Origin of the sequence: Micromonospora sp. NBC_00898 (assembly GCF_045207895.1) — a bacterium.
Classification (GTDB): Bacteria; Actinomycetota; Actinomycetes; order Mycobacteriales; family Micromonosporaceae; genus Micromonospora.
Map to the genome: position 1 here is coordinate 828,615 of NZ_CP108775.1, position 22,558 is coordinate 851,172.

The following is a 22,558-nucleotide window of genomic DNA, read 5'->3' on the forward strand; positions in this document are numbered from 1 at the left end:
AGACAACAAGGTGATTAGCCGGGAAGGAGGTATCGCGAGTGGCGCAGGGCGCGTGTTGGCAGTCGCGCGCCAGATCTCCGCTGAGCAGCCGATCACAGGACCACAGAGGTTGAAAGCCTGGCGCCCGTCGGCGTGTCCACGTGATCTGGGTCGATGGGTTCGATAGGCCGGAGTGATGAGGTATCCGGCTGGCGGTGGGATTAACACGGCGGCTCGGGCCCGGCGGGAAGCGGTCCGAAACAGGCTACGGGTTGAGTCGGCCTGGGGCGCGGTGCCGGTGTTGCCACTGGTCCGTTTCCCCAGGCCGCTCGCCGAGTGAAGTAGGCCGCCGGCGAGGTGCCCGTGGTGTGGGTCCTTTTCCGTCGGCCCCTTCCCGAACCGTGCTGGACGATTTCTCGTCACACGGCTCTCCAGTGGTCAGTTCCGGGTGGGTGCGGTTGTCCTTCCGGCGTGGATGTCCTCGTGGCAGGCCCGGCAGATAACGAGGGTTTTGCGGCGCCGTTTGGCCATGAGGTGCACCCATGCTGGCTTGTCGGGTCGGTCGTGACGGTTGAGGTCGGCGAGTTTGCGGACGTGGTGAACCTCGATGTTCGTCCGGGATTTGCAGATCTCGCAGCAGCCGGCGAGGAGCCGGTGGATCAGTTCGTTTCGCTTCGTGCTGGCCATGATCGGTGACAGGTCGGTGAGGACGGCTGTGCGTTGGCGTTTGAGCGGGATCCCGCCGAAGCGGGCGACCAGTGGTTTCCTGCCCCGGTCCCGATCGACGGTGACCTGGAAACAGGTCCGTTTTCCGTCGGTGGTGTCGATGACCGTCTTGTACTTGCGGGCCATCTTGGTGACGGTGGACTTGTGTTTACCTGCGAGGGTTTTGAGCATCGAGGTCTCCATGACCCAACGCAGGCGCTCCAGGCGGAACACGTCCTGGGCGAGGAGGTAGTACTGGACCAGCCCCCGGTACTCGGCCTGATACTTCGCGACGATGGTGAAGTCCTGGTCGTGAAGCAGCGAACCGCGTTGAGCCGGTTTACCTTCGCGCATATAGTTCACGCACTTCTGCCTGATGACGTCCCTGGGCACGAACAACCCGATCGCGGCGTTGACGGAGCGTTGACCGCGACGGTCGAGCTTGTTGTCGGCTCGTTGGGTTCGGATTTCGTAACCGAGAAACCGCGCCGGCTGGCTGGCGGCGTGGGTGATCAACGTTTTGGACTGGGACAGTTCCAGCTTCATATCCTCGCGCAGGAACGTCGCGATCCGTGACTTGATCTGCTCGGCTTCGTGCCTGGGCCCGGCGAATCCCAGCAGCCAATCGTCGGCATAGCGCACATACCGCAGGCGCCGATAGCCGGGATCGTTCGGGTCCTGGCTGGGCAGGGTCCGGCGTTGACGCCGAAGCGCCTTCACCGCAGCCCGGTCACCATGCCGTCTGGCCTTCGCGATCGCGTGATCGACAACCTGATATTCGGTGTTGCGCCGTCGAAGACGGCCTCGGTTGTACTCAGGCAGCAAAGACTGCTCGACGAACCGGTCCAACCGGTCCAGGTAAATGTTGGACAAGACCGGGGATGCGACGCCACCTTGCGGCGCACCGCTGAGCGTGGCATGCCACCGCCAATCCTCCAGGTACCCGGCCGTGAGCATGTTGGACACCAGCCGCAGAAACCGTCCATCGTGGATCTTTTCCGCCAGGATCGACGCCATGATCGTGTGATCAAGTGACCCGAAACAGTCAGAGATGTCTCCCTCGATGAACCAATGCGTTCCCTTCCAGACCGACACCACCTCATCCAACGCGGTGTGGCAGCCGCGGCCCGGACGGAACCCGTGGGAGCGGTCGGAGAACCGGACGTCGTAGTACGCCTCCAACAGCAGACGCACCACTTCGGCGACCAGCTTGTCCGACCAGGTAGGCAAACCCAGCGGGCGTAGCTTCCCGTTCTTCTTCGGGATGAACACGCGCTTGACCGGCCGCCACCGGTAGCGTTCACGACGCAGCACGTCGATGATCGCCCCGATTTTGGCTTGGGACATACCGTCCACGGTCTCCGACGTGGCCCCGGGCGTCATCGACCCCTTGTTGGCGTAGATGCGTCCGTAGGCCAGCAGGAACAACTGCGGGTTGAACAACTGTCGATACAGTCTTTCCAGCGGCAGGCCGCGCCTACCGCGTTCCCGGATGACGTTCAGCACCGTTGCGGCGCTCTGCATTACGCATACCTCGCTCCGCTGAACATCGTGATCACCTGTGTCCCTTCGCCCTGCGGTCCGGCTTTCCCGGCCTCCCTGGCAGGTCGTTACTCCTGCGACTACTACGGACACTCCGTCGCCATAGGACTCGCGTCCCGTAGGCGATCCCGTGGTACGTCTTCGTCGTACGTATCTAGCGCGACGTAGGCCGCCCACTCATCCCCTTACCCGCCCTCGTTGGGCGGTGCCCGACGCCGTGGAGTTGCACCAGCCTCACGGGTTCATGCCGGCGCACGGCGTGGCATCGGTTTCAGGCGTCGTTTCCGATGGATGCGCACTTTCATCACTGGGGATTGGGCTTCAAGCAATCCAGCCTTGGCCATATCGCACGGGTCCCGCGACGCCACGCCCCTGACGCCTGGGCACGCCCGTCGCTTTCCTGACATGCTCTTGTTCCCTTCACCTTTCGGATCCAGGTAAGCCATCAGACCCAGGAACAGTTCTCCAAGTTCCTCCCAACTGAGCTGGGGATACAACGAAGCGCCTCACGGCGCACACCCGGCGTGCGACTTTCACCGCACCGGGCTCTCCACGGACTCTGCCGTCGGGCAGGTTCGACGGCCGAAATCGGCCGCCGCCCAACGGTGAAGCTTGCTCTGCATCCGCGGTACCCAGGGTCCTTGCCGTTCGGCGTCGGTCCCTGCGGCGTCGGTGTTCACCGGCGCGTCTTCCGCCATTGCAGCCTGCTCCCTTCTCGATTCCGCTGCCGTCCTTCGCCATGTGTCCGGCTTTCCCGGACTCGGACTACTACGACGGCTCCGCCCCATCCGGCGCGTTCAGTCGACGGTGGACCTATCCCGCCCGCAACGCTGGCCGCGTCGGGGCGGGAACCGCCACCGGATGGTTCCCGTGTTCACTGCTGACCGTTCGACCAGGAGGCACCCGGCTATTCCCCTGCGGCATCGTCACGAGTACGCCGTAGTCCTTCCTCGTGACCTCCGGACAGACGCCCCCAAGGGCTGCCCAAGAGTTCTCCACCCCCGTCATGAAGGGCGGATACGCGCCGCGTCCGGCCCCGATCCGCCAGGTTCGAGCCGGCGGGGCATTAAGGGGCGTCAACACCGGTTCCTTCCGTATGCCTCTGCATCTCGCTTGCCGGACCCGCACGATCTGGCGGTACTGACACGTCCCGGCGTTGTCAGGACTGCTCCCACCCTCCCCGGCACCTCCCGGATCAGGCTGTCCCCAGCTACGCTGCCCCGCTACGACGGGGCAACGGTGCAGGTCTTCCACCCGCACTCGGTCACACAGCGCCTCACGGCGCACCGGGGCTCCGCCCCGAACCCCCGACCCTCCTCAGAGATCCGCCCAGGACCTCCCCGTCCCTGTACTTGTCATACCCTCTGCGAGTGCCGCAGAAGGGCCTTGTTCGCTTCGCCGTCCTCGGAGCGGTGCTGGTCAGTGTGCTGGCGCTGTGTATTGGAGTGGCCGCGTGGGAGTTGAGGCCGTCGGCCAGCAGCGCGCCCGAATACGAGTGCACAGACAACGACTACCGGTTGGCCGAGCAGCTGGCGCGAGACCCCATACTGACTTCTCGCGCACCCCGCACCACCATCGGCAGCATCTATCAACAGCCGTGCGGGGATGGAAGCCTCCCGTCGGCGACCATGCAGGTCGACATCGGCCTGCCTCCGGGCCCGATGTACCCGGTCATTGACCACTACCGCGCCCTGCTGGCGGCGGGTCACTGGCGGATAGTGCGCGTGCCAGGGACCGCACCCGTGCCAGAGAACGGAGAGCTGTTGTGCGCCGAGCGGGTGACAAACGGGAAACGGGTCTTTTTATCCATAAGCAATGGGTTCTATACACCAGGCCCAGACAGCGACGGTGAGATCAAGCTCTACATCGAGTGGTCGCTCGGTCGGGAGGAAGCGCAATGCTAAACCTGGCTGTACAGCCATCCGTACAGCCAAGACCCCCGGCAGACCCGGACCGCACCAGACTCCGACAGACGGCCTGACCACGAGCAGCGGTCCGCGATCTTCTTCTAATCCCATCTACGGGCAACGCCCGTACATGGGGGCGCAGCTCGTCCGAGCCGCCGAGGATCTGACCTGGGCACCCGCACGCCGCATCGGCGTTTCCTCGGCTGGCTGCGGTGAGCATCCTGCGGCGCCGCTGGCGACAACTCCGTCACCAGGTGGGCAGGTGCTCGAGCAGCTTGTCGAGCCGGACGGGCAGGTCCCGGACCCGTACCCCGGTCGCGTGGTGCACGGCGTTGGTGATCGCGGCGGCCGTGCCCACGATGCCGATCTCGCCCAGCCCCTTCACCCCGGCCGGGTTGAGTTCGGGGTCCTCCTCCGGCAGCCAGTACGCCTCGATCCGCTCCACGTCCGCGCAGACGCTGACGTGGTACATGGCGAAGTCGTGGTTGACCCAGTCGCCGTACCGCACGTCGAGCACGCCCTCCTCGTGCAGCGCCATTGACATCCCCATCGTCATGCCGCCGATGAGCTGGCTGTGGGCGGTGGTGGGGTTGACCACGCGGCCCGCGGCGAAGACGCCGAGCAGGCGGGACACCCGGACCTCGCCGGTGTCCACGTCGACACGCACCTCGGCGAACTGGGCGCCGTACGCGTACCGGGCCAGCGGGCGTTGCGCCTTGACCTCGTCGGCGGTGTTCACCTCGGCGGTCAACCCGTCGGCCGGCACCGTCCCGCCCGGGGCGTCCCGGAGCCGGTCGCGCAGCCCCTCGCAGGCCCGGATCACCGCCCAGCTCCACGAGGAGGTGCCCATCGAGCCGCCGGCCACCCCGGCCGGCGGCAGGTCGCTGTCGCCCACCCGGATCGCCACCCGCTCCACGGGTACGCCCAGCGCGTCCGCCGCTACCAGCCACAGCGCGGTCCGGGCGCCGGTGCCGATGTCGGTCGCGTTGATCCGTACCTCGAAGGTGCCGTCCGGTGCGGCGGTCGCCGTCGCGGCCGCCGCCCGGGCCCGCGCCGGATAGCTCGACCCGGCCACGCCCGTGCCGACCAGCCACCGCCCGTCGCGGCGGGCCCCCGGCGTCGGGTCGCGGTCAGCCCAGCCGAACCGGCGCGCCCCCTCGCGCAGGCAGGCGGCCAGGTTGCGGCTGCTGAACGGCTGCCCGGTGTCGGGGTCGACGGTCGGGTCGTTGCGGACCCGCAGCTCGACCGGGTCGACGCCGCACGCCGTCGCCAGCTCGTCCATCGCGGACTCCAGCGCGTACGCGCCCGGGCACTCGCCCGGCGCACGCATCCAGAACGGGGTCGGCACGTCCAGCCGGGCCACCCGGTGGGTGGTCCGCCGGTGCCGCCCGGCGTACATGCTGCGGGTGTAGACGGCGGTCTGTTCGGCGAACTCGGTCAGCGTCGAGGTCTGGCTGATGGCGTCGTGGCAGACGGCGGCGATCCGGCCGTCGGCGTCGGCGCCGAGCCGGACCCGCTGGATGGTCGGGGTCCGGTACCCGATCGGACCGAAGAGCTGCTGCCGGGTCAGGGCCAGCCGGACGGGCCGGTCCACCTGCCGGGCGGCGAGCGCGGCGAGCACCACGGCCGCCTTGGCGTACCCCTTGCTGCCGAAACCGCCGCCGACGTGCTCGGCGACGACCCGGACCGACTCCCGGGGCAGCCCGAACAGCTCGGCGAGGGTCGCCTGCACCGGGGAGGAACCCTGGTTGGAGTCCTGCACCAGCAGTCGCCCGTCCCGCCACCGGGCGGTGGTGGCGTGCGGCTCCATCGGGTTGTTGTGGTAGGCCGGGGTCCGGTAGGTGGCGTCGACCCGCACCTCGGCCGCCGCGAAGCCGGCGTCGAAGTCACCGTCCGCGGTGTCCGTCGGATAGCTCGGGTTGACCTTGTGCGGCCGGTACAGCCCGGGGTGGTGTTCGGAGAGCACGGTGCTGTGCGGCTCGGTGTCGTAGTCGATCCGGACCAGCCGGGCCGCCTCCCGGGCCGTCTCGATGGTCTCCGCGACCACGACGGCGACGAACTGCCCCCGGTAGTGCACGGTCGGCTCCTGGAGCAGGAACAGGTCCGCGTCCACCCCGGGCGTCAGGCGGGGCGCGTTGCCGTGGTGCAGCACGTCGAGCACCCCGGGCAGGGCCAGCGCCGGGGCCGCGTCGACCCGGACGATCCGGCCGCGGGCCGCGGTCGCCGGCACGGCCCAGCCGTACGTCACGTCCTCGACCGGGTACTCGACCGCGTACCGGGCCGCCCCGGTCACCTTGTCCCGGCCCTCCAGCCGGGGATGTCCCCGGCCCACCGCGCCGACCGCCGGCGCGCTCACGGCCGCACCGGTCCGGCCAGCCCGGTCAGCGCGCGGACGGTGAGGTTGCGGATCAGCGGCACCTTGAACGCGTTGTGCCGCAACGGCCGGGCCGCGGCGAGTTCGGCGTCCGCGGCCCGGGCGGCCAGGTCGGCGGTGAACGGCCGGCCGCGCAGCAGCTCCTCCGCCCGGTACGCCCGCCACGGCCGGTGCGCGACCGCGCCGTACGCCAGCCGGACGTCGCGGACCACGTCCCCGTCCAGGTCGAGCGCCGCCGCCACCGAGCCGACCGCGAACGCGAACGCGGCCCGGTCGCGCACCTTCAGGTACTCCGACCGCCGGGCGAACGGCAGCGGCGGGACCCGTACCGCGGTGATCAGTGCGCCGCGGGGGAGCGTGGTCTCCCGTTCGGGGTGGTCGCCGGGCGTCCGGTGCAAGTCGGTGAGCGGCACGTCCCGGGGGCCGTCCGGCTCGCGTACCTCCACCACGGCGTCCAGCGCGACCAGGGCGACCGCCAGGTCCGACGGGTGGGTCGCCACGCAGCGTTCGGACCAGCCGAGGATGGCCAGCTCGCGGTTCTGTCCGTGCAGCGCCGCGCAGCCCGCGCCGGGCTCCCGCTTGTTGCACGCCTTCGCGGTGTCCTGGAAGTAGCCGCAGCGGGTGCGTTGCAGCAGGTTGCCGGCGGTGGTGGCCATGTTGCGCACCTGCCCGGAGGCGGCGGCGAGCAGGGCCCGGGCGAGCAGCGGGTAGTCTCGCCGGACCAGCGGGTGCGCCGCGAGGTCGCTGTTGCGCACGGTGGCCCCGATTCGCAATCCGCCGTCCGGCCCGGCCTCCACCGTGTCCAGCGGCAGCCCGGTGACGTCCACCAGGAGGCCCGGCCGTTGCACGCCGAGCTTCATCAGGTCCACCAGGTTGGTCCCGCCGCCCAGGTACGCCGCCTCCGGGTCCGCGTCCAGCAGTGCGACCGCCTCCCCGATGTCAGTGGGCCGGTGGTAGCGGAAGACTCTCACCGGGCCGCCGCCGCCTCGCGGATCGCGGTCACGATGTTCGGGTACGCGGCGCAGCGGCACAGGTTTCCGCTCATCCGTTCGCGCACCTCCGCGTCGGTCAGCTCCACCGGCCCGTCGAGGTCCCCGGTCACCGCGCTGGGCCAGTCCCGGGCCACCTCGTCGAGCATCCCGCGGGCGGAGCAGAGCTGGCCGGGGGTGCAGTAGCCGCACTGGAAGGCGTCGTGCGCGACGAAGGCGGCCTGGAGCGGGGAGAGCCCGTCCGGTCCGGCGAGTCCCTCCACGGTGGTCACCTGCCGACCGTCCAGGGTGACGGCCAGGATCAGGCAGCTCTTCACCCGCCGGCCGTCGAGCAGCACCGTGCACGAGCCGCACTGGCCGTGGTCGCAGCCCTTCTTGCTGCCGGTCAGGCCGAGCCGTTCCCGCAACGCGTCCAGCAGGGTGGTCCGGTTGTCCAGCGTCAGGTCGTGGCCGCCGCCGTTGACGGTGAGGGCGACCCGGGTCGACCACCGGTCGTCCGCCGGATTCCCGCTCTCCCGCCCGCCCCGCACCGGGCCAGACTACCGTCGTTCCTACCGTTAACGGACAAAACCGGGCGAACGCCCGACGGGTGGGGATCGGCGGAGCGGCATGGACGAGGTACTGGCCGCGGCGCGGGAGTGGCGCCGGCGGGGCGTCCCGTTCGGACTGGCCACCGTGGTGTCCAGCACCGCGGGCGGCGTGACCGCCCCGGGTGACCTGCTGGCGGTGGACCCGTCCGGGGACGTGCGGGGCGGCATCCCCGCCGGCTGTGTCGAGTCGGCGGTGCTCGACGCGGCGACGGAGACGCTGCGGACCGGCCGGACCCGGCTGGCCCGCTACGCCGTCGGCGGGGAAGGTCCCTGGCCGGCCCGACCCGGCTGCGCCGGAATGTTGGAGGTGCTGCTGCGGCGCGTCACCCCGGACTGCCCGACGGGGCGGGCGCTCGCCGCCCTCGCCGGGCCCGGCCCGGTCGCGGTGGCCACCGTCGTCGGCGGCCCGGCTCCCTTCGCCGCCCAACTGACGGTCCGCTCGGACGGTACGGAGGGCGGCCTCGGCGACCCGGCGCTGGACGAATGGGTCGGCGACCGGGCGACCGACCTGCTCGCCGGCGGCGGCACGGTGCTGCTCCGCCGGGGCGGCCGGCCGCCGGTCCGGGTGCTGCTCCAGGCGGTGCCGGCGGCGCCCCGGATGCTGCTGTTCGGCGCCACCGCCGTCGCTGCGGCGCTCAGCCGGATCGGCGCCGAACTGGGCTTCCGGGTCGTCGTCTGCGACCCGCGCCCGGCGTTCGCCACCGCCCGACGGTTCCCGGACGCCGGCGAGGTGCACCGGGCCTGGCCGCACCGGCTGCTGGCCGCCACCCCGGTCGACACCGGCACGGTGCTCTGTCTGCTCGGCCACGATCCGCGCTACGAGCTCCCGCTGCTGCGCGCGGCCCTGGACACCCCGGCCGGCTACATCGGCGTGCTCGGCAGTCGGGACGCGCACGAGGCCCGGCTCGCCCGGCTGCGCGCCGACGGGGTGCCGGCGCCGCAGCTCGACCGCCTGGTGGCGCCGGCCGGGCTGGACCTCGGCGGGCGTACCTCGACGGAGACCGCGCTGGCGATCGCGGCGGAGGTGGTGGCCCGACGGCACGGCGGCACCGGCCGGGCGCTGCACGCACTGCGCGGCCCGATCCATCGGGACGGCCACCCGGACCGGGCCCGCCAGCCCGCGGCGGCGCTGCGGTGACCGTCGCCGGACTGCTGCTCGCCGCCGGGGCGGGGCGCCGGTTCGGCCGGCCCAAGGCACTGGTCGAGCTGGACGGCGAGCCGCTCGTCCGGCGCGCGGTCCGGCTGCTCCGGGCCGGCGGCTGCGCGCCGGTCCACGTCGTCGTCGGCGCGGGCGCGGACGCGCTGCCCGAGCTGCCCGGGACCGTGCTGGTCGTCAACCGGCACTGGCGGGACGGGCTGGGCGGCTCGTTGCGCTGCGGCCTGGCCTCGGTGCCCGGGCACGTCCGCGCCGCCGTGGTGGTGCTCGTCGACCAGCCGTCACTCACCCCGGCGGCGGTGCGCCGGGTGTGCGCGGCCCACGCCGCCGGCGCGCCCGTCGCGGCCGCCGGCTACGCCGGGCGGGTCGGGCACCCGGTGCTGCTCGACCGCGCCGTCTGGCCGCTGCTCGGCCGGTACGCGACCGGGGACCGGGGCGCCCGCGACCTCCTGCGGGCCCGTCCCGACCTGGTGACCGTGGTGCCCTGCGACGGCCTCGGGTCACCCCGGGACCTGGACACCCCGGCCGACCTGGCCCGGCACGTCGCCGCCGGTCACCAGGAGTGACGCAGGGGCAGGCCGACGAAATGGGCGTACCCGTCCAGCGCCGCCTCGACCCGGACCCGCAGCCCGGGGTCGAACGGGGTCAGCGGGTGCACGGCGACCGTGGCCCGGGTCTTGGTCAAGGTGCGCTTCCAGGTGCCCACCACGCGGCCGGCGTGGACGACCGTGGACTGGAAGACCCCGTTGCCGCCGGGGATGACCGCCTGCTTGTGGGCCGGGTCGAGCATCAGGGCCCGGTCCTTGAACCCGAGCAGGTATTCGTCGAACCCGGGCAGCACGTGCAGGTCGTCGACCTGCTGCCGGGGCGCGTCGAGCAGCGCCGCGTCGACCAGGGCCGGCGTGCCGTCCACCTCGACGGTGGCGAGGGCGTCGCCAGCCACGGCGATGCCGCGCTTCACGTCCGTCGCGGTCAGCCCGGTCCAGCCGGCGAAGTCCTGCCGGGTGGTGGGGCCGTGGCTGCGGAAGTAGCGCAGCGCCAGGATGCCCAGCGCCTCGTCGCGCTCCGGCCGGTGCGGGTCGGGCGCCCACTCGTCCAGCAGGGCGAACGTCTGCTCGGTGCCGACGTGCGGGGCGATGCAGGTGACGCCGCGCTGGCTGGCGTACCAGAGCAGGTGGTAGCCGCGCTGCCCGGCGGTGTCGATCCCGGCCGCGGCCAGGGTGGCGAGACACTGGGCGCGGGTGAGCCGGCCGCCGCCGGCCAGCGCGGCGCCCAGCACGTCGGCCGCCCGGTCGGCCTCGGCCTCGGTGAGCCCGAGGACCGCCTGCCGGGCCGCCGCGCCGGCCAGCGTCCGGACGCCGGTCACCGCCAGCATCCAGCGGGCGTCCCGCGCCGGTACGAGGTGGACCGTCCCGCGCATCGGCCAGGTCCGCAGCGCCTCCCGCCGCTCCAGCGCCGCCTGCACGTCGGCGAGGGTGCGCCCCGGCAGGCGTACGCCGAGCGACCACATGCCGCTCGCGACGTCCTGGGCCTGCATGGCGCCGAACCACTCGACCACCCCGGCCACGTCGTCCGGCCGGGCGGTGGGGTGCGGACGCAGCAGCAGGCTGGTCATCCGCAGGGCCAGCGCCTCCGCGCCGGTGAGCCGTACGTCCACGGGCCGCCCTCCGTCGGTGGTGGCGGCCAGCATAGGCGGCCGGTCCGACAGGCCCGGCGGGTTAGGGTGGGCGACGTGCTCCGTCAGGTCACCGGCATCCGGTACGTCACCCCGCTGCGCGAGGGCGGCTCGCTGCCCGGGGTGGTGGAGGCCGACGACCTGGGCACGTACGTGGCGAAGTTCCGCGGCGCGGGGCAGGGGCCCAAGGCGCTGGTGGCCGAGGTGATCTGCGGCGAGCTGGCCCGCCGCCTCGGGCTGGCCGTGCCGCGGCTGGTGGTGCTCACCATCGACCCGGTGATCGGCCGCGCCGAGCCCGACCAGGAGGTCCAGGAGCTGCTGCGCAACAGCGGCGGGGCCAACCTGGGGATGGACTTCCTGCCCGGCGCGCTCGGCTACGACCCGGTCGCCCACCCCGTCGACGCGGACCTGGCCTCCCGGGTGCTCTGGTTCGACGCGTTCACGGAGAACGTCGACCGGAGCTGGCGCAACCCGAACCTGCTGATGTGGCACCGGCAGCTGTGGCTGATCGACCACGGCGCCACCCTCTATTTCCACCACAACTGGCCGCGCGCCGGGGCCGCCGTGCACCGCGCCTACCGGGCCGACGACCACGTGCTCGCCCCGTACGCCACCCGGTTGGTCGAGGCGGACGCGGAGCTCGCCCCGCGGGTCGACCGCGAGCTGCTCACCGAGGTCCTGGCGCTGGTGCCGGCGGAGTGGCTGTCCGGCCCGGACTTCGACACCCCCGACGCCGCCCGGGCCGCGTACGTGGACCACCTGGCCCGGCGGGTCGCCCGGACCGTCGCCTGGCTGCCGACCGGGAGCGCGGCATGAGAGAGCCCTTCGAGTACGCGGTGATCCGGCTGGTGCCCCGGGTGGAGCGCGGCGAGCAGATCAACGTGGGTGTCATCCTGTACTGCCAGGCCCGCGACTTCCTCGGCGCGCGTACCCATCTGGACGCCGACCGGGCGCGCGCCCTGGCCCCCGACGTGGACCTGGACGCGGTGGCGGCGGCGCTGGACTCCTGGGACCGGACCTGCGGCGGCGACGGGCCGGCGCGGACGATGAAGCTGGGGGAACGGTTCCGCTGGCTGGCCGCCCCGCGGAGCACGATGATCCAGGCGGGTCCGGTGCACACCGGGCTGACCGCCGATCCGGCGGCGGAGCTGGACCGGCTGATGGACACCCTGGTCCGCTGAGCCCTGATCGCGCTACGCCAGCCTCGTTGCCGGCGGAGCGCGATCCCCCGTTCAGGTCACCGGTGTGCTCCCCGCGGCGGCAGAGTCCACCGGCGCCGGTGCGAACAGGATCCCCGGCCGGCGGAGCCGCGGGACCGATGCGGATCGGAACTTGCGCAAATCTTGAGCCCCGCAAGGGATCGGGCTCGATGACTGTTTGACCCGGCAACTAACGGGTAGTCGCCCGAGCTGATCCGATTTGAGGAGGGAACGTCTGATGGATGGTCGGACCAAGGTCGCGGTGATCTACTACAGCGCGACCGGCATCACCTACCAGATGGCGCAGTCAGCGGTCGAGGCCGCCGGCGAGGCCGGGGCCGAGGTGCGTCTGCGCAAGGTACGTGAGCTGGCGCCCGACGAGGCGATCCGCTCCAACTCCGGCTGGCAGGCGCACCACCTGGAAACCCAGGACGTGATGGAGGCGCAGCTCGACGACCTCTCCTGGGCCGACGTGGTGATCTTCGGCTCGCCGACCCGGTACGGCATGGTCGCCGCCCAGCTCAAGCAGTTCATCGACACCACCGGCCCGCTCTGGGCCCAGGGCGCGCTGGCCAACAAGGTCTATTCCGGGTTCTGCTCGACGGCCACCTCGCACGGCGGCCAGGAGTCCACCCTGCTGGCGCTGTTCAACGTCTTCTACCACTGGGGTGGCGTCGTGGTGACCCCCGGCTACACCGACCCGAGCCAGTTCGTCGCCGGCAACCCGTACGGCGCTTCGCACACCAGCAACAACGGCGAGACCGCGCCCGACGACATCGCCCTCAAGGCGACCGCGTTGACCGCCCGCCGCGCGATCCAGATCTCCACCGCCCTGAAGAAGGGCATGGCCGGCTGAGCCGGCACGCGGCGACCGGTGACCGGACGGGGGCTCTCGGCCCGTCCGGACCACCGGTCGCCCTCAGCCCTACCCCCGATCGACCGGACCATGCCCGCTCAGGGCCGGATGCGCGAGCAGATGCCCGAGCAGGTCGGCCAGCACGGCCAGCCCGTCCCGGCTGAGCACCGACTCCGGGTGGAACTGCACCCCGGCGAAACCCGGCCCGCGCAGCGCGTGCACCGCCCCGTCCGCCGGGTCCCGGGACAGCTCCACCGGCCCGTACGCGGTGGCCACCCGGTCGGCATCCGCACGAGCGGTGAAGCTGGAGTAGAAGCCCACCCGGCGGGTCGCCCCGAAGACCGTCACGTCCCGCTGCAACCCCTGGTACGGCGCCTCCCGCCGGTGCAGTGGCAGCCCGAGCAGCCCGGAGAGCAGCTGATGCCCGAGGCAGACCGCCAGTGTGGGCCGGCCGGCGGCCAGCAGGCCCGCCAGCAGCGCCCGCATCGCCGCCATCTTCGGGGCCGTCCGATCGCCGGGGTCACCCGGCCCGGGACCGACCACCACCAGGTCGTACCCGTCCACCGGGCCGGGCTCCCGCCAGTCGCGGCGCTCGACCCGCAGGCCGAGCGCGCCGAGCTGGTGGGCCAGCATCCCGGTGAAGGTGTCCTCACCGTCCACGATCAGCGCCCGCAGGCCGGTGAGCCCGGGCAGCGCGGACGCGCCCGGCGTGCGCTGGTCGAGCCAGAACCGGGCGAGCGGGACGTTGCGGGCGGCGAGCGCGGCCCGTACCTCCGGGTCGGCGGCGAGCGACCGTTCCGGGTCGTGGCGCGCCGCCGGACCCGCCGTCCCGGACCGGTCGTGGCGGGGGCCGCGCTCCGGCGCGTCCGGGCCGAGGCCGAGCGCGGCCAGCACCCCGGCCGCCTTCGCGTGCGTCGCCGCCACCTCACCCTCGGCGGTGGAGTGCCGCACCAGGGTCGCCCCGACCGGCACCCGCAGCTCGCCGGCGGGGGAGAGCTCCGCGGTCCGGATCAGGATCGGCGCGTCCAGGGTCTGCTGGCCGGCGTCGTCCCGGCCGAGCAGCGCGAGGACCCCGGCATAGTAGCGGCGGCCGGTGCGCTCGTGCCGGGCGATCACCCGGCAGGCGTTCTCCATCGGGCTGCCGGTGACCGTCGGGGCGAACATCGTCTCCCGCAGCACCTCCCGGACGTCCCGCGAGCCGCGCCCGGCGAGCAGGTACTCGGTGTGCGCGAGGTGCGCCATCTCCTTCAGATACGGCCCGATCACCTGGCCGCCGTGCTCGGCGACGCAGGCCATCATCTTCAGCTCCTCGTCGAGCACCATGTACAGCTCCTCGACCTCCTTCGGGTCGTGGAGGAAGCGCAGCAGGCCGTCGCGGTCCGCCGCCGCGCCGGTGTGCCGGAACGTCCCGCTGATCGGGTTCATCATCACCAGGCCGTCGTCGACGCTGACGTGCCGTTCCGGGCTGGCCCCGACCAGGATCCGGGTGCCGGTGTACACCACGAAGGTCCAGTACGCGCCGCGCTCGCGCAGCAGCAGCCGGCGCAGCGCGGCCAGCGCCGCCACCAGCGGCGACCCCTGCACGGTGGCCCGCAGGACGCGGTGGATGACGAAGTTGGCGCCCTCGCCGCGGCCGATCTCGTCGGCGAGCACGCGACCGACGGTCGCGGCGTACTCGTCGTCGGCGATGTCGAAACCGGCTCCGGTGCTTCGCACCGGCACGTCGGGCAGGACGTCGAGTGCCTCGGCCAGCCCGATCCGGTGGTGTGCGGCGATCACCAGGTACTCCAGCGGCACGCCGTCGTCGACGCAGGCGAAGCCGCGCTCGGCGATCTGCCGGTACGGGACCAGGGCCAGCGTGCGCGGGCCGGGCGGGCCGTCCGGCAGCGGGATGTCGGCGAGCAGGTCGGCCACGCGTACCGTGCCGGTGAAGAGCTCGAGGTGGCCGGCGCCCTCGCGGCGGACGAGGGCGAACGGGCCGGGGTCGACGCCGTCGGCGACGGCGGCGAGCAGGTCGTGCGGGCGGGTCATCAGGGTCTCCTCGGGCCGGGAGCCGCCGGCGGGGCGACCCGGGATGCCGGGGAGAGACCGGCGGCCGCCTCGTCGGGCGGCCGCGTGGGAAAGCTACGCGCGGGGGTGGGCCGCCGGGTCGGCGGGCCACCAGCAGGACAGGTGCGCGGGCATGGCGATCACTGTACGCGACCCGGCGGTCGCCGGGAACCCGATCGCGCCGTCCCGGCCGAGTCGGGATCTTGGCTTCGTCGACCGCCCTGCCGGGTAGGTTGACCGGCGATGAACATTCTCGCTCTCGACCTGGGCACCTCCTCCGTACGGGGACTGGTGCTGGACGAGGACGCCATCCCGCTGCCCGGCGCGCTGGCCCGGCGGAAGGTGCACCTGGACACCGGTGAGGACGGCACCGGCACCCTGGACGGTCGCCGCTACCTCGCCTGTCTGGCGGAGTGCCTGGACGAGCTGGCCGACGCCGGCCACCTGCGCGACATCGAGCTGGTGGCGGCCTCGGCGCAGTGGCACTCGGTGGTCCCGCTGGACGCCGACGACGAGCCGCTCGGGCCGGTGCTGACCTGGATGGACACCCGGCCGGCCCCGCCCCCGGGCGCCGCCGGTCCGGCCGACCCGGACGCCTTCCACCAGCGCACCGGCACCTGGTGGCACCGCTGTTACTGGTCGATGCGGCTGCCCTGGCTGCGGGAGCGCGCGGGCGCCCCGGTCGCCCGCTTCGCCGGCCTGGCCGAGTACGTCCTCGGGGTCCTGCTCACCGAGGCGCCGGTCTCCATCTCGATGGCCTCCGGCACCGGCCTGATCGACCTGCATCGGCAGGACTGGGACGCGGAGGCCTGCGACCTGGCCGGCGTACGCCCCGGCGAGCTGCCCGCGCTGGCCCCGACCGGGTGGCGCGGCCGGCTGCGCCCGGAGTACGCCCGGCGCTGGCCGCAGCTGGCCGGCGCCCGGTGGACCGCGCCGGTGGGCGACGGCGCGGCATCCAACGTGGGCTCCGGCTGCGTCGACCCGTCGCGGGCCGCGGTCACCGTGGGCACCTCGGCCGCGGTACGCCTCATCCAGCGGGTGCCGGCCGGGGCGGAGCTGCCGCCGCTCTCCGACCGGCTCTGGCGCTACCGGGTCGACCACGAGCACGTGGTGACCGGGGCGGCGTACTCCAGCGGCGGGAACCTCTTCGCCTGGGCCAAGCGGGAGCTGCGGTTGCCCGAGGGCGCCGAACTGGAGGCGGCGCTGTCCCGGGTGCCGGCGGACGGCCGGGTGCTGGCCAACCCCCGCTTCGGCGGTGACCGCCCGCCGGGCCTGGCGCCGGCCGGCTCCGGCGAGCTGCGCGGGCTCAGCTTCGGCGCCACCGCCGTCGACCTGCTCGCCGGGCTGATGACGGGCCTGTGCCGGCTGGTCGCCGAGGACCTGACGGTGCTGGAGTCCGGTGTGGTGCGACCGACCGAGGTGGTGCTCGGCGGGGGAGCGATGGCCGCCTCGGCGTGGTGGCGGCAGGCGTTCGTCGCCACGCTCGCGCCCCGACCGGTGCGGCACCAACGGCATCCGGAGATCGGGGCGACCGGGGCCGCGCTGGTGGCGCTGGGGCGGGTCACCGACGGAGTCCGGATCAGCGGCATCAGCCGGACGGACGAGCTGGACTCGCCGAACACGGTAGCCGGTGCCCGGCCGGGCTGACCTTCCTCGTTCACCGTCCGGTCAGGCCGTTGACACCGTACGCCGGCCTGGTTGGATGGACTGCGCTCCCCGAGGTGGTGGAGGCGAGGGACCGAGGAGGCACGTGTGGGCGCAGGTCCCGACCCCGATCGGGGCGCGGTCTCGAACCACCGCCGGAACCGGTTCGACGTCCGGGTCGTACCGCACCGTCGCCGTTCGGCGCTGCGGCTGCGGGACTGGCGGATGCGCACCAAGCTCGCCACCGTGCTGATCATCCCCTCGGTGGCGTTCCTGGTCCTCGCCGGGGTGCAGACCCGGGCGCTGGTCGGGCAGACCACCGCCCTCAGCGAGTTCGCCCAGCAGGTCGGCATCGGCCGGCAGATCACCGCCGCGGTGGACCGGCTCCAGCAGGAGCGGGACCGGACCGCGGGCGAGCTGGGCGCGCTGCGCAACTCCGCCGGGGCCGCCGAGCGGGACGCCGCGATCGCCGCGCTGAAGCCGCTGCAGAACGCCTCCGACCAGGCCCTGGCCGACCTGCGCGGGGCGGCCGGGCCGCTCGCCGACGCCGACGTCGCCTGGCGGGTCACCTACTCCGAGGTGCTGGAGGCGTACGACCAGGTCATCTACATCCGGGCCGCGGTGCCGCCGGCGGTGCTCAGCAGCGACACCATCCTGAGCAACTACCACCGGGCCATCGACGCGCTGCTCAACCTGCTGGCCGAGCCCTCGCCCGGCGAGGACCAGCGGGCGCTCACCGACGCGGTGCTGCGCTACGTCCAGCTCTCCCGAGTCAAGGAGTTCTCCTCGCGGATCCGCGGGCAGCTCTACGCGGCCGCCCGCTCCGGCCGGTACGCGGTGGACGACCAGGTGGCCCTGACCGACCTGCGGGCCCAGCAGCTGACCGCCCTGGGCGCGTTCCGGGTCGTCGCGACCGCCGACCAGATCCGCCGGTACGACCAGACCTCCGTGAACCCGGGATTCGTGGCGGCCACCAAACTGGAGGAGACGACCCTGCCCGGCGGCGCCGCCGAACCGGCCGTGCTGCTCGCGCCGCAGTGGTGGATGGCCAGCCAGCAGCGTCAGGACCTGTTGCGCCAGCTCGAGAGCGAGGTCCTCGACGACGCCGTACGCCGGGCCGACGCGGCCAGCTCGGGGCAGCTGCGCGACACCCTGCTGGTGGTCGGCGGCATCGTCGCGGTGCTCCTGGTCGCGGTGCTGATCTCGCTGCTGATCGGCCGTTCCATCGCCCGGTCCATGCGGCTGCTGCGCAGCCAGGCGCTGCGGATCGCGCAGGTGGAACTGCCCGACGCCCTCGACCGGCTGCGCGCCGTGGACAGCCCGGTCACCGGGATCGACGTGCCGCCGGCGGTGGTCCGCTCGCTGGACGAGATCGGCGAGCTGGCCGAGGCGTTCGTGGCGGTGCACCGCAGCGCGGTCAGCGTCGCGGTCGAGCAGGCGCTGATGCGCCGGAACGTCAACGCGATGTTCGTCAACCTCGCCCGGCGCAGCCAGGTGCTGGTCGAGCGGCAGCTCGAACTCCTCGACGACCTGGAGCGCGAGGAGAGCGAGCCGGACCAGCTGGAGAACCTGTTCAAGCTGGACCACCTGGCCGCCCGCATGCGCCGTAACGACGAGAGCCTGCTGGTGCTGGCCGGCACGGAGTCCACCCGGCGGTGGAACCGTCCGGTCGGACTGGCGGCGGTGCTGCTCGCCGCCAGTGCCGAGATCGAGCAGTATCAGCGGGTCCGCCACGACTCGAACGCGGAGCTGCACGTGGTCGGGCACGCCGTCGGCGACCTGGTGCACCTCTTCGCCGAGCTGCTGGAGAACGCCACCGCGTTCTCCCGGCCGGACACCGTCGTGCGGGTCACCGCCCGGGCCGAGGGCCTCGGGGCGTTGGTGGAGATCGCCGACCAGGGGCTCGGCATGAGCCCGAGCGCGCTGGCGGAGGCGAACGCGGTGCTGGTCGAGCCGCCGGCGGCCGACGTCGCGGCCTCCGAGCGGATGGGACTGTTCGTGGTCAGCCACCTGGGCGCCCGGCACCGCGTCCAGATCCGGTTGCGGGGCGGTCAGGACGGCCTGGTCGCCCAGGTCCGGATCCCCGCCGAGCTGCTCGCGCCGGCGCCCGCTCCCGAGCCGGGCGCGCCGGCCTCGCCCCGGATGCTGACCACCCAGGTCCTCGCGGCCACCCGGCCGCCCACCCCACCCGCCGTGCCGGCGCCGGAGCTGCCGGCGCCCCGCCGACCGGAGCCACCCGCGGCAGCACCCTCGGTGGGCCCCCAGCCGTGGGACCCGACGGAGGTCCCGGTGACGAGTCCGCCGCCAGGGCTCCTGACGGAGCTGCCGGTGGCCGGCCGGCGGCCGGACGCCCCGACGGAGCTGCCCGTGGCGGGTCGCCCGGTGGGGCTGCCGACCGAGCTGCCCGTGGCGGGTCGACGGCCGGAACCGCCGGTGGCGCCGCGGCAGACCCGGCCGGTGCCGATCCGGGCCGAGAACGTGCTCACCCCGTCGGCCGGGCCGGCCAACGGCGGCTGGTTCTCCCGACAGGGGCCGTCGTCGTCGACGATCGGCGTCACACCGCCGCCGGCCGAGACGCCGGTGACCGGCGGGACCAACGAGCGGGGCCTGCCGGTACGGGTGCCGATGGCGCAACTCGCCGCGGTCACCCGCACCGCCCGGCCCGCCGAGCCCGCCCCGCGCCACGACCCCGACCCGGAGGCGGTCGGCGGCATGCTGTCCCGCTACTACGGAGGCGTGCGGCGGGCCGAGGCCGAGGAGACCAGAGTGTTGATCATGCCGCCCGTCGGCGATCGCAGCGAAGGGGAACAATGATGATGACGTTGAGCCAGGAGGCGCGTGACCTGAGCTGGCTGGTGAACGCGTTCGCCGAACGGGTCCCCGGGGTGGCGCACGCGGTGGTGGTCTCCTCCGACGGGCTGCTGGTGGCGATCTCCGCCCACCTGCCCCGCGACCACGCCGACAAGCTGGCCGCGGTGACCTCGGGGCTGATGAGCATCACCGCGGGCGCCGCCCAGATGTTCGACGGTGACGTGGTCAAGCAGACCGTCGTGGAGATGGGGCGCGGATACTTCCTCGTCATGCAGATCCGCGACGGCTCGATCCTGGCCACCCTGGCCGCCGCCGACGCCGACATCGGCGTGGTCGGCTACGAGATGGCCCGGCTGGCGAAGCAGGCCGGGGAGATGCTCACCCCCGCGCTGCGCGCGGAGCTGCAGCAGGCGCTGCCCCGCTGACCGGGACGACCGGGCCGGGGCGTCCAACCCGGCCCGGTCGCCGCCGCGGCGCTCAGAGGCCGTTGTCGCGGATCACCGTGCGGTACCAGTTGGCACTGCGCTTGAGCACCCGGCGCTGCGTCGGGTAGTCGACGTAGATCAGGCCCCAGCGCTGGTCGTACCCCTCGGCCCACTCGAAGTTGTCCAGCAGCGACCAGACGTGGTAGCTCTCCAGCGGCACCCCGTCGGCGATCGCCCGGTGCGCCGCGGCGAAGTGGTCGCGGAGGAAGTCGATCCGGCCGGAGTCGTCGACGGTGCCGTCCGGGCCGAGCGTGTCGGGGCAGGGCAGACCGTTCTCGGTGATGGTGATCGGAATCCGGCCGTAGTCCCGGGTGACCCGGGTCAGGATGTCGTACATCCCCTCGGGGTAGATCTGCTGCCAGTCCGCCTCAGAGGTGGGCCAGCGGCTGGTGGTGTCGCCGCTGGCGGTGACGTAGTAGGGCGTGTAGTACTGCACGGCGAGCAGGTCCACCGGGCTGGCGATGACGTCGAGGTCGCCGTCGCGGATGCCGGAGACCATCCGGCTGCCCGGGGCCAGGTCGGCCAGCACGTCCCGCGGGTACGCGCCTTTGAGGACGGAGTCGAGGTAGAGGCGGTTCTCGTAGCCGTCGTACAGCCGGGTCGCGGCGGCGGCCTCGGGGCTGTCGTCGGCCGGGTAGCAGGGGTGCAGGTTGAGCGCGGGACCGATCCGGCCCGCCTGGCCGGTGGCCCTCAGCGCCCGCACGGCCAGGCCGTGCGCCAGCTGGAGGTGGTGGGCGACCAGGTAGGCGGCCTCCGGGTCCTGCCGGCCCGGCGCGTGGTGCCCCCACAGGTAGCCGTTCTGCACCACGGTCTTCGGCTCGTTGATGGTCAGCCAGACCGGGACCCTGTCGCCGAGCGCGCGGAAGACCGCGTCGGCGTAATCGGCGAAGCGATGTGCGGTGTCCCGCGACTCCCAGCCGCCGGCGTCCTGCAACGCCTGCGGCAGGTCCCAGTGGAACAGGGTGGCCATCGGCGCGATGCCGCGCTCGTGCAGCCCGTCGACGAGGCGCCGGTAGAAGTCGAGCCCGCGCTGGTTGGGCTTGCCGGCGCCGTCGGCCTGGATCCGCGGCCAGGAGATGGAGAACCGGTAGCTGCGCAGCCCCAGCTCGGCCATCAGGCCGAGGTCGTCGCGGTAGCGGTGGTAGTGGTCGGCGGCGACGTCGCCGGTGTCACCGTTGCGGGTGCGGCCGGGAGTGTGGCTGAAGGTGTCCCAGATGGACTCGCCCCGGCCGTCCTCCTTCGCCGCACCTTCGATCTGGTATGCCGACGTGGCCGCGCCCCAGCCGAAGCCCGGCGGGAAGCGCAGCGGTCCGCGCGGGTCGGGGCTGCTATTCCGATCCTGGTCCGGGGTGCTGTCGCAGCCGGCGACCGCCGTGGCCGCCACCGCGGCGGGGGCGGCGCCCGCCAGCCCGGCGCGGGCCGCCCCGGCGACCGTGGCGGACAGCGCGGCGCGGTGGAGCAGGCGCCGTCGGGTGAGTATCGACATGGGCGTTCTCCTCGGAGGATCAGGGCCACCCGACGGCCGGGAGCGCTCCCATAATAGGCAGGCGCTGCCCTGCCACGGTTCCCGGGTGGGACCGTGGCTCCCGGGGCGCGGAGTCGACCGGGACGGCGGCCGGGAAGGGGTGGGTCGGGCGGCCGGCCGGCCGGGGGGCGGACGCCGTCGGGCGGACGGGGGGCGACAGCGAACGAGGCCGGCCGGGCGGCGCGCCGTCGGACCTGAAGTGGACCGGCCAGCCCAACACCTGGGACCCGGCCAACCCGCAGCCCAACACCAACCTGCACGTCCAGGTGACGGTGCAGAGCCAGGACGTGGGTGTCGCCGCCGCGCACGCCCGGACCCTGCTCGCGTACGCGGCCCGGTCCGGCGACGTGACGGCCAGGAGCACCGCCAAGGGCCTGCTGGACGCACTCTACGCGGCCAGTGACACCAAGGGCGTGTCGACCACCGAGAAGCGCGGCGACTACAGCGTTTCGACGACGTCTACACCGCGGCCGACGGGCAGGGCCTCTACATCCCGCCGGGCTGGACCCGGACCATGCCCAACGGCGACGCCATCGCCGCCGGCAAGAGCTTCCTGGACATCCGGTCGTTCTACAAGAACGACCCGGACTGGCCCAAGGTGGACGCCTACCTGAAGGGTGGCGCCGGGACGGCCTTCACCTACCACCGGTTCTGGGCCAAGGCGGACGTCGCGATGGCCTACGCCGACTACGGAAACCTGTTCCCCAACGGGTGACGCGCTGCTGGCGGACGGGCGGCCGGCCCCGCCCGTCCGTCCGGCCGACCGGGCCCTGGGGGAACTGGAGATGCCCGGTCGGCGGACGGCCTGATTCCCACGGTCAGGCCGGGTGGACCGGCCGTCCGGCCGACGCAGCGGACGGCCGGTCCACCACTGAAGGCCGGACACGAGATTGCCGCCGAAAAGCTCGCGAAATTCCGCGCTCCACGGGACCACGCGGCGGCAATGGACGGAGTAACGTACATCACCGGAGAGGCCGCTCCCCCCGTGGCGGCCTCTCTCCTATTGTCCGGGGTCGCCGCCGCGCGGGGCGCGGAATGCCGCCGCCCGGGCGGATGTGGGCGCACGCGGTGG

16 protein-coding genes and 1 pseudogene are annotated in these 22,558 nt (G+C 73.1%); 10 read left to right on the top strand and 7 right to left on the bottom strand.

From position 1 onward, the window contains the following. Nucleotides 1-417: 417 nt before the first annotated feature. On the bottom strand, nucleotides 418-2,208 hold the full coding sequence (locus tag OG799_RS03880) for a reverse transcriptase domain-containing protein (protein WP_406043161.1): 1,791 nt from the start codon (nucleotides 2,206-2,208) through the stop codon (nucleotides 418-420). Between the two features lie 1,388 nt (nucleotides 2,209-3,596). Here OG799_RS03880 and OG799_RS03885 point away from each other — a divergent pair. Further along, nucleotides 3,597-4,130, top strand: coding sequence for a hypothetical protein (locus OG799_RS03885; protein WP_406043163.1), 534 nt, complete (start codon nucleotides 3,597-3,599; stop codon nucleotides 4,128-4,130). A 250-nt stretch (nucleotides 4,131-4,380) separates the two neighbouring features. Here OG799_RS03885 and OG799_RS03890 read toward each other — a convergent pair whose 3' ends face one another. The 3 genes from OG799_RS03890 to OG799_RS03900 are packed head-to-tail and all read right to left on the bottom strand — an operon-like array spanning nucleotide 4,381 to nucleotide 8,026. Further along, nucleotides 4,381-6,489 (bottom strand): xanthine dehydrogenase family protein molybdopterin-binding subunit, encoded by a 2,109-nt coding sequence (locus OG799_RS03890; RefSeq protein WP_406043165.1) that lies wholly within the window; start codon nucleotides 6,487-6,489, stop codon nucleotides 4,381-4,383. Continuing rightward, nucleotides 6,486-7,478: an FAD binding domain-containing protein gene (locus tag OG799_RS03895; protein WP_406043167.1), complete on the bottom strand. Its 993-nt coding sequence runs from the start codon at nucleotides 7,476-7,478 to the stop codon at nucleotides 6,486-6,488. The genes OG799_RS03890 and OG799_RS03895 overlap by 4 nt, the downstream gene beginning before the upstream one ends. Then, entirely contained in the window at nucleotides 7,475-8,026 is a 552-nt protein-coding gene (locus tag OG799_RS03900) for a 2Fe-2S iron-sulfur cluster-binding protein (protein WP_406043169.1), read from the bottom strand. Before OG799_RS03900 ends, OG799_RS03895 begins: the two co-directional genes overlap by 4 nt. A gap of 79 nt (nucleotides 8,027-8,105) precedes the next feature. Here OG799_RS03900 and OG799_RS03905 point away from each other — a divergent pair, with 79 nt between their 5' ends. After that, nucleotides 8,106-9,224: an XdhC family protein gene (locus OG799_RS03905; protein WP_406043171.1), complete on the top strand. Its 1,119-nt coding sequence runs from the start codon at nucleotides 8,106-8,108 to the stop codon at nucleotides 9,222-9,224. Then, nucleotides 9,221-9,808: an NTP transferase domain-containing protein gene (locus OG799_RS03910; RefSeq protein WP_406043173.1), complete on the top strand. Its 588-nt coding sequence runs from the start codon at nucleotides 9,221-9,223 to the stop codon at nucleotides 9,806-9,808. Before OG799_RS03905 ends, OG799_RS03910 begins: the two co-directional genes overlap by 4 nt. On the opposite strand, the gene OG799_RS03915 is transcribed toward OG799_RS03910, so the two are convergent. Continuing rightward, on the bottom strand, nucleotides 9,796-10,899 hold the full coding sequence (locus OG799_RS03915) for a winged helix DNA-binding domain-containing protein (protein ID WP_406043175.1): 1,104 nt from the start codon (nucleotides 10,897-10,899) through the stop codon (nucleotides 9,796-9,798). The two genes, OG799_RS03910 and OG799_RS03915, sit on opposite strands and share 13 nt — an antisense overlap. 75 nt (nucleotides 10,900-10,974) lie before the next feature. Here OG799_RS03915 and OG799_RS03920 point away from each other — a divergent pair, with 75 nt between their 5' ends. The 3 genes from OG799_RS03920 (at nucleotide 10,975) to wrbA (ending at nucleotide 12,972) form a co-directional block, all read left to right on the top strand. Continuing rightward, complete coding sequence (locus tag OG799_RS03920; RefSeq protein ID WP_406043177.1) at nucleotides 10,975-11,733, top strand: HipA family kinase; 759 nt, start codon at nucleotides 10,975-10,977, stop codon at nucleotides 11,731-11,733. Further along, nucleotides 11,730-12,098 carry a DUF3037 domain-containing protein gene (locus OG799_RS03925; RefSeq protein WP_406043179.1) on the top strand — a complete coding sequence of 123 codons (369 nt, stop codon included), beginning with the start codon at nucleotides 11,730-11,732 and terminating at the stop codon, nucleotides 12,096-12,098. The genes OG799_RS03920 and OG799_RS03925 overlap by 4 nt, the downstream gene beginning before the upstream one ends. Nucleotides 12,099-12,354: 256 nt before the next feature. Then, entirely contained in the window at nucleotides 12,355-12,972 is a 618-nt protein-coding gene (wrbA, locus tag OG799_RS03930) for an NAD(P)H:quinone oxidoreductase (RefSeq protein WP_406043181.1), read from the top strand. 69 nt (nucleotides 12,973-13,041) lie between these two features. On the opposite strand, the gene OG799_RS03935 is transcribed toward wrbA, so the two are convergent. Further along, nucleotides 13,042-15,003 carry a chorismate-binding protein gene (locus tag OG799_RS03935; RefSeq protein WP_406043183.1) on the bottom strand — a complete coding sequence of 654 codons (1,962 nt, stop codon included), beginning with the start codon at nucleotides 15,001-15,003 and terminating at the stop codon, nucleotides 13,042-13,044. Between the two features lie 261 nt (nucleotides 15,004-15,264). Between OG799_RS03935 and OG799_RS03940 the strand changes: the two genes are divergently transcribed. The 3 genes from OG799_RS03940 (at nucleotide 15,265) to OG799_RS03950 (ending at nucleotide 19,901) form a co-directional block, all read left to right on the top strand. Continuing rightward, nucleotides 15,265-16,668, top strand: a complete 1,404-nt coding sequence (locus OG799_RS03940; RefSeq protein WP_406043185.1) for an FGGY family carbohydrate kinase — start codon at nucleotides 15,265-15,267, stop codon at nucleotides 16,666-16,668. A gap of 105 nt (nucleotides 16,669-16,773) precedes the next feature. Next, nucleotides 16,774-19,479 (top strand): nitrate- and nitrite sensing domain-containing protein, encoded by a 2,706-nt coding sequence (locus OG799_RS03945; RefSeq protein WP_406043187.1) that lies wholly within the window; start codon nucleotides 16,774-16,776, stop codon nucleotides 19,477-19,479. An 8-nt stretch (nucleotides 19,480-19,487) separates the two neighbouring features. Next, nucleotides 19,488-19,901, top strand: a complete 414-nt coding sequence (locus OG799_RS03950; protein WP_200215717.1) for a roadblock/LC7 domain-containing protein — start codon at nucleotides 19,488-19,490, stop codon at nucleotides 19,899-19,901. Between the two features lie 52 nt (nucleotides 19,902-19,953). On the opposite strand, the gene OG799_RS03955 is transcribed toward OG799_RS03950, so the two are convergent. Then, nucleotides 19,954-21,447, bottom strand: a complete 1,494-nt coding sequence (locus OG799_RS03955) for a GH1 family beta-glucosidase (RefSeq protein ID WP_406043190.1) — start codon at nucleotides 21,445-21,447, stop codon at nucleotides 19,954-19,956. Nucleotides 21,448-21,677: 230 nt separating this feature from the next. Here OG799_RS03955 and OG799_RS03960 point away from each other — a divergent pair. Continuing rightward, a pseudogene (locus OG799_RS03960) lies at nucleotides 21,678-22,201 on the top strand (glycoside hydrolase family 48 protein); the annotation flags it as partial. Nucleotides 22,202-22,558: the final 357 nt, after the last annotated feature.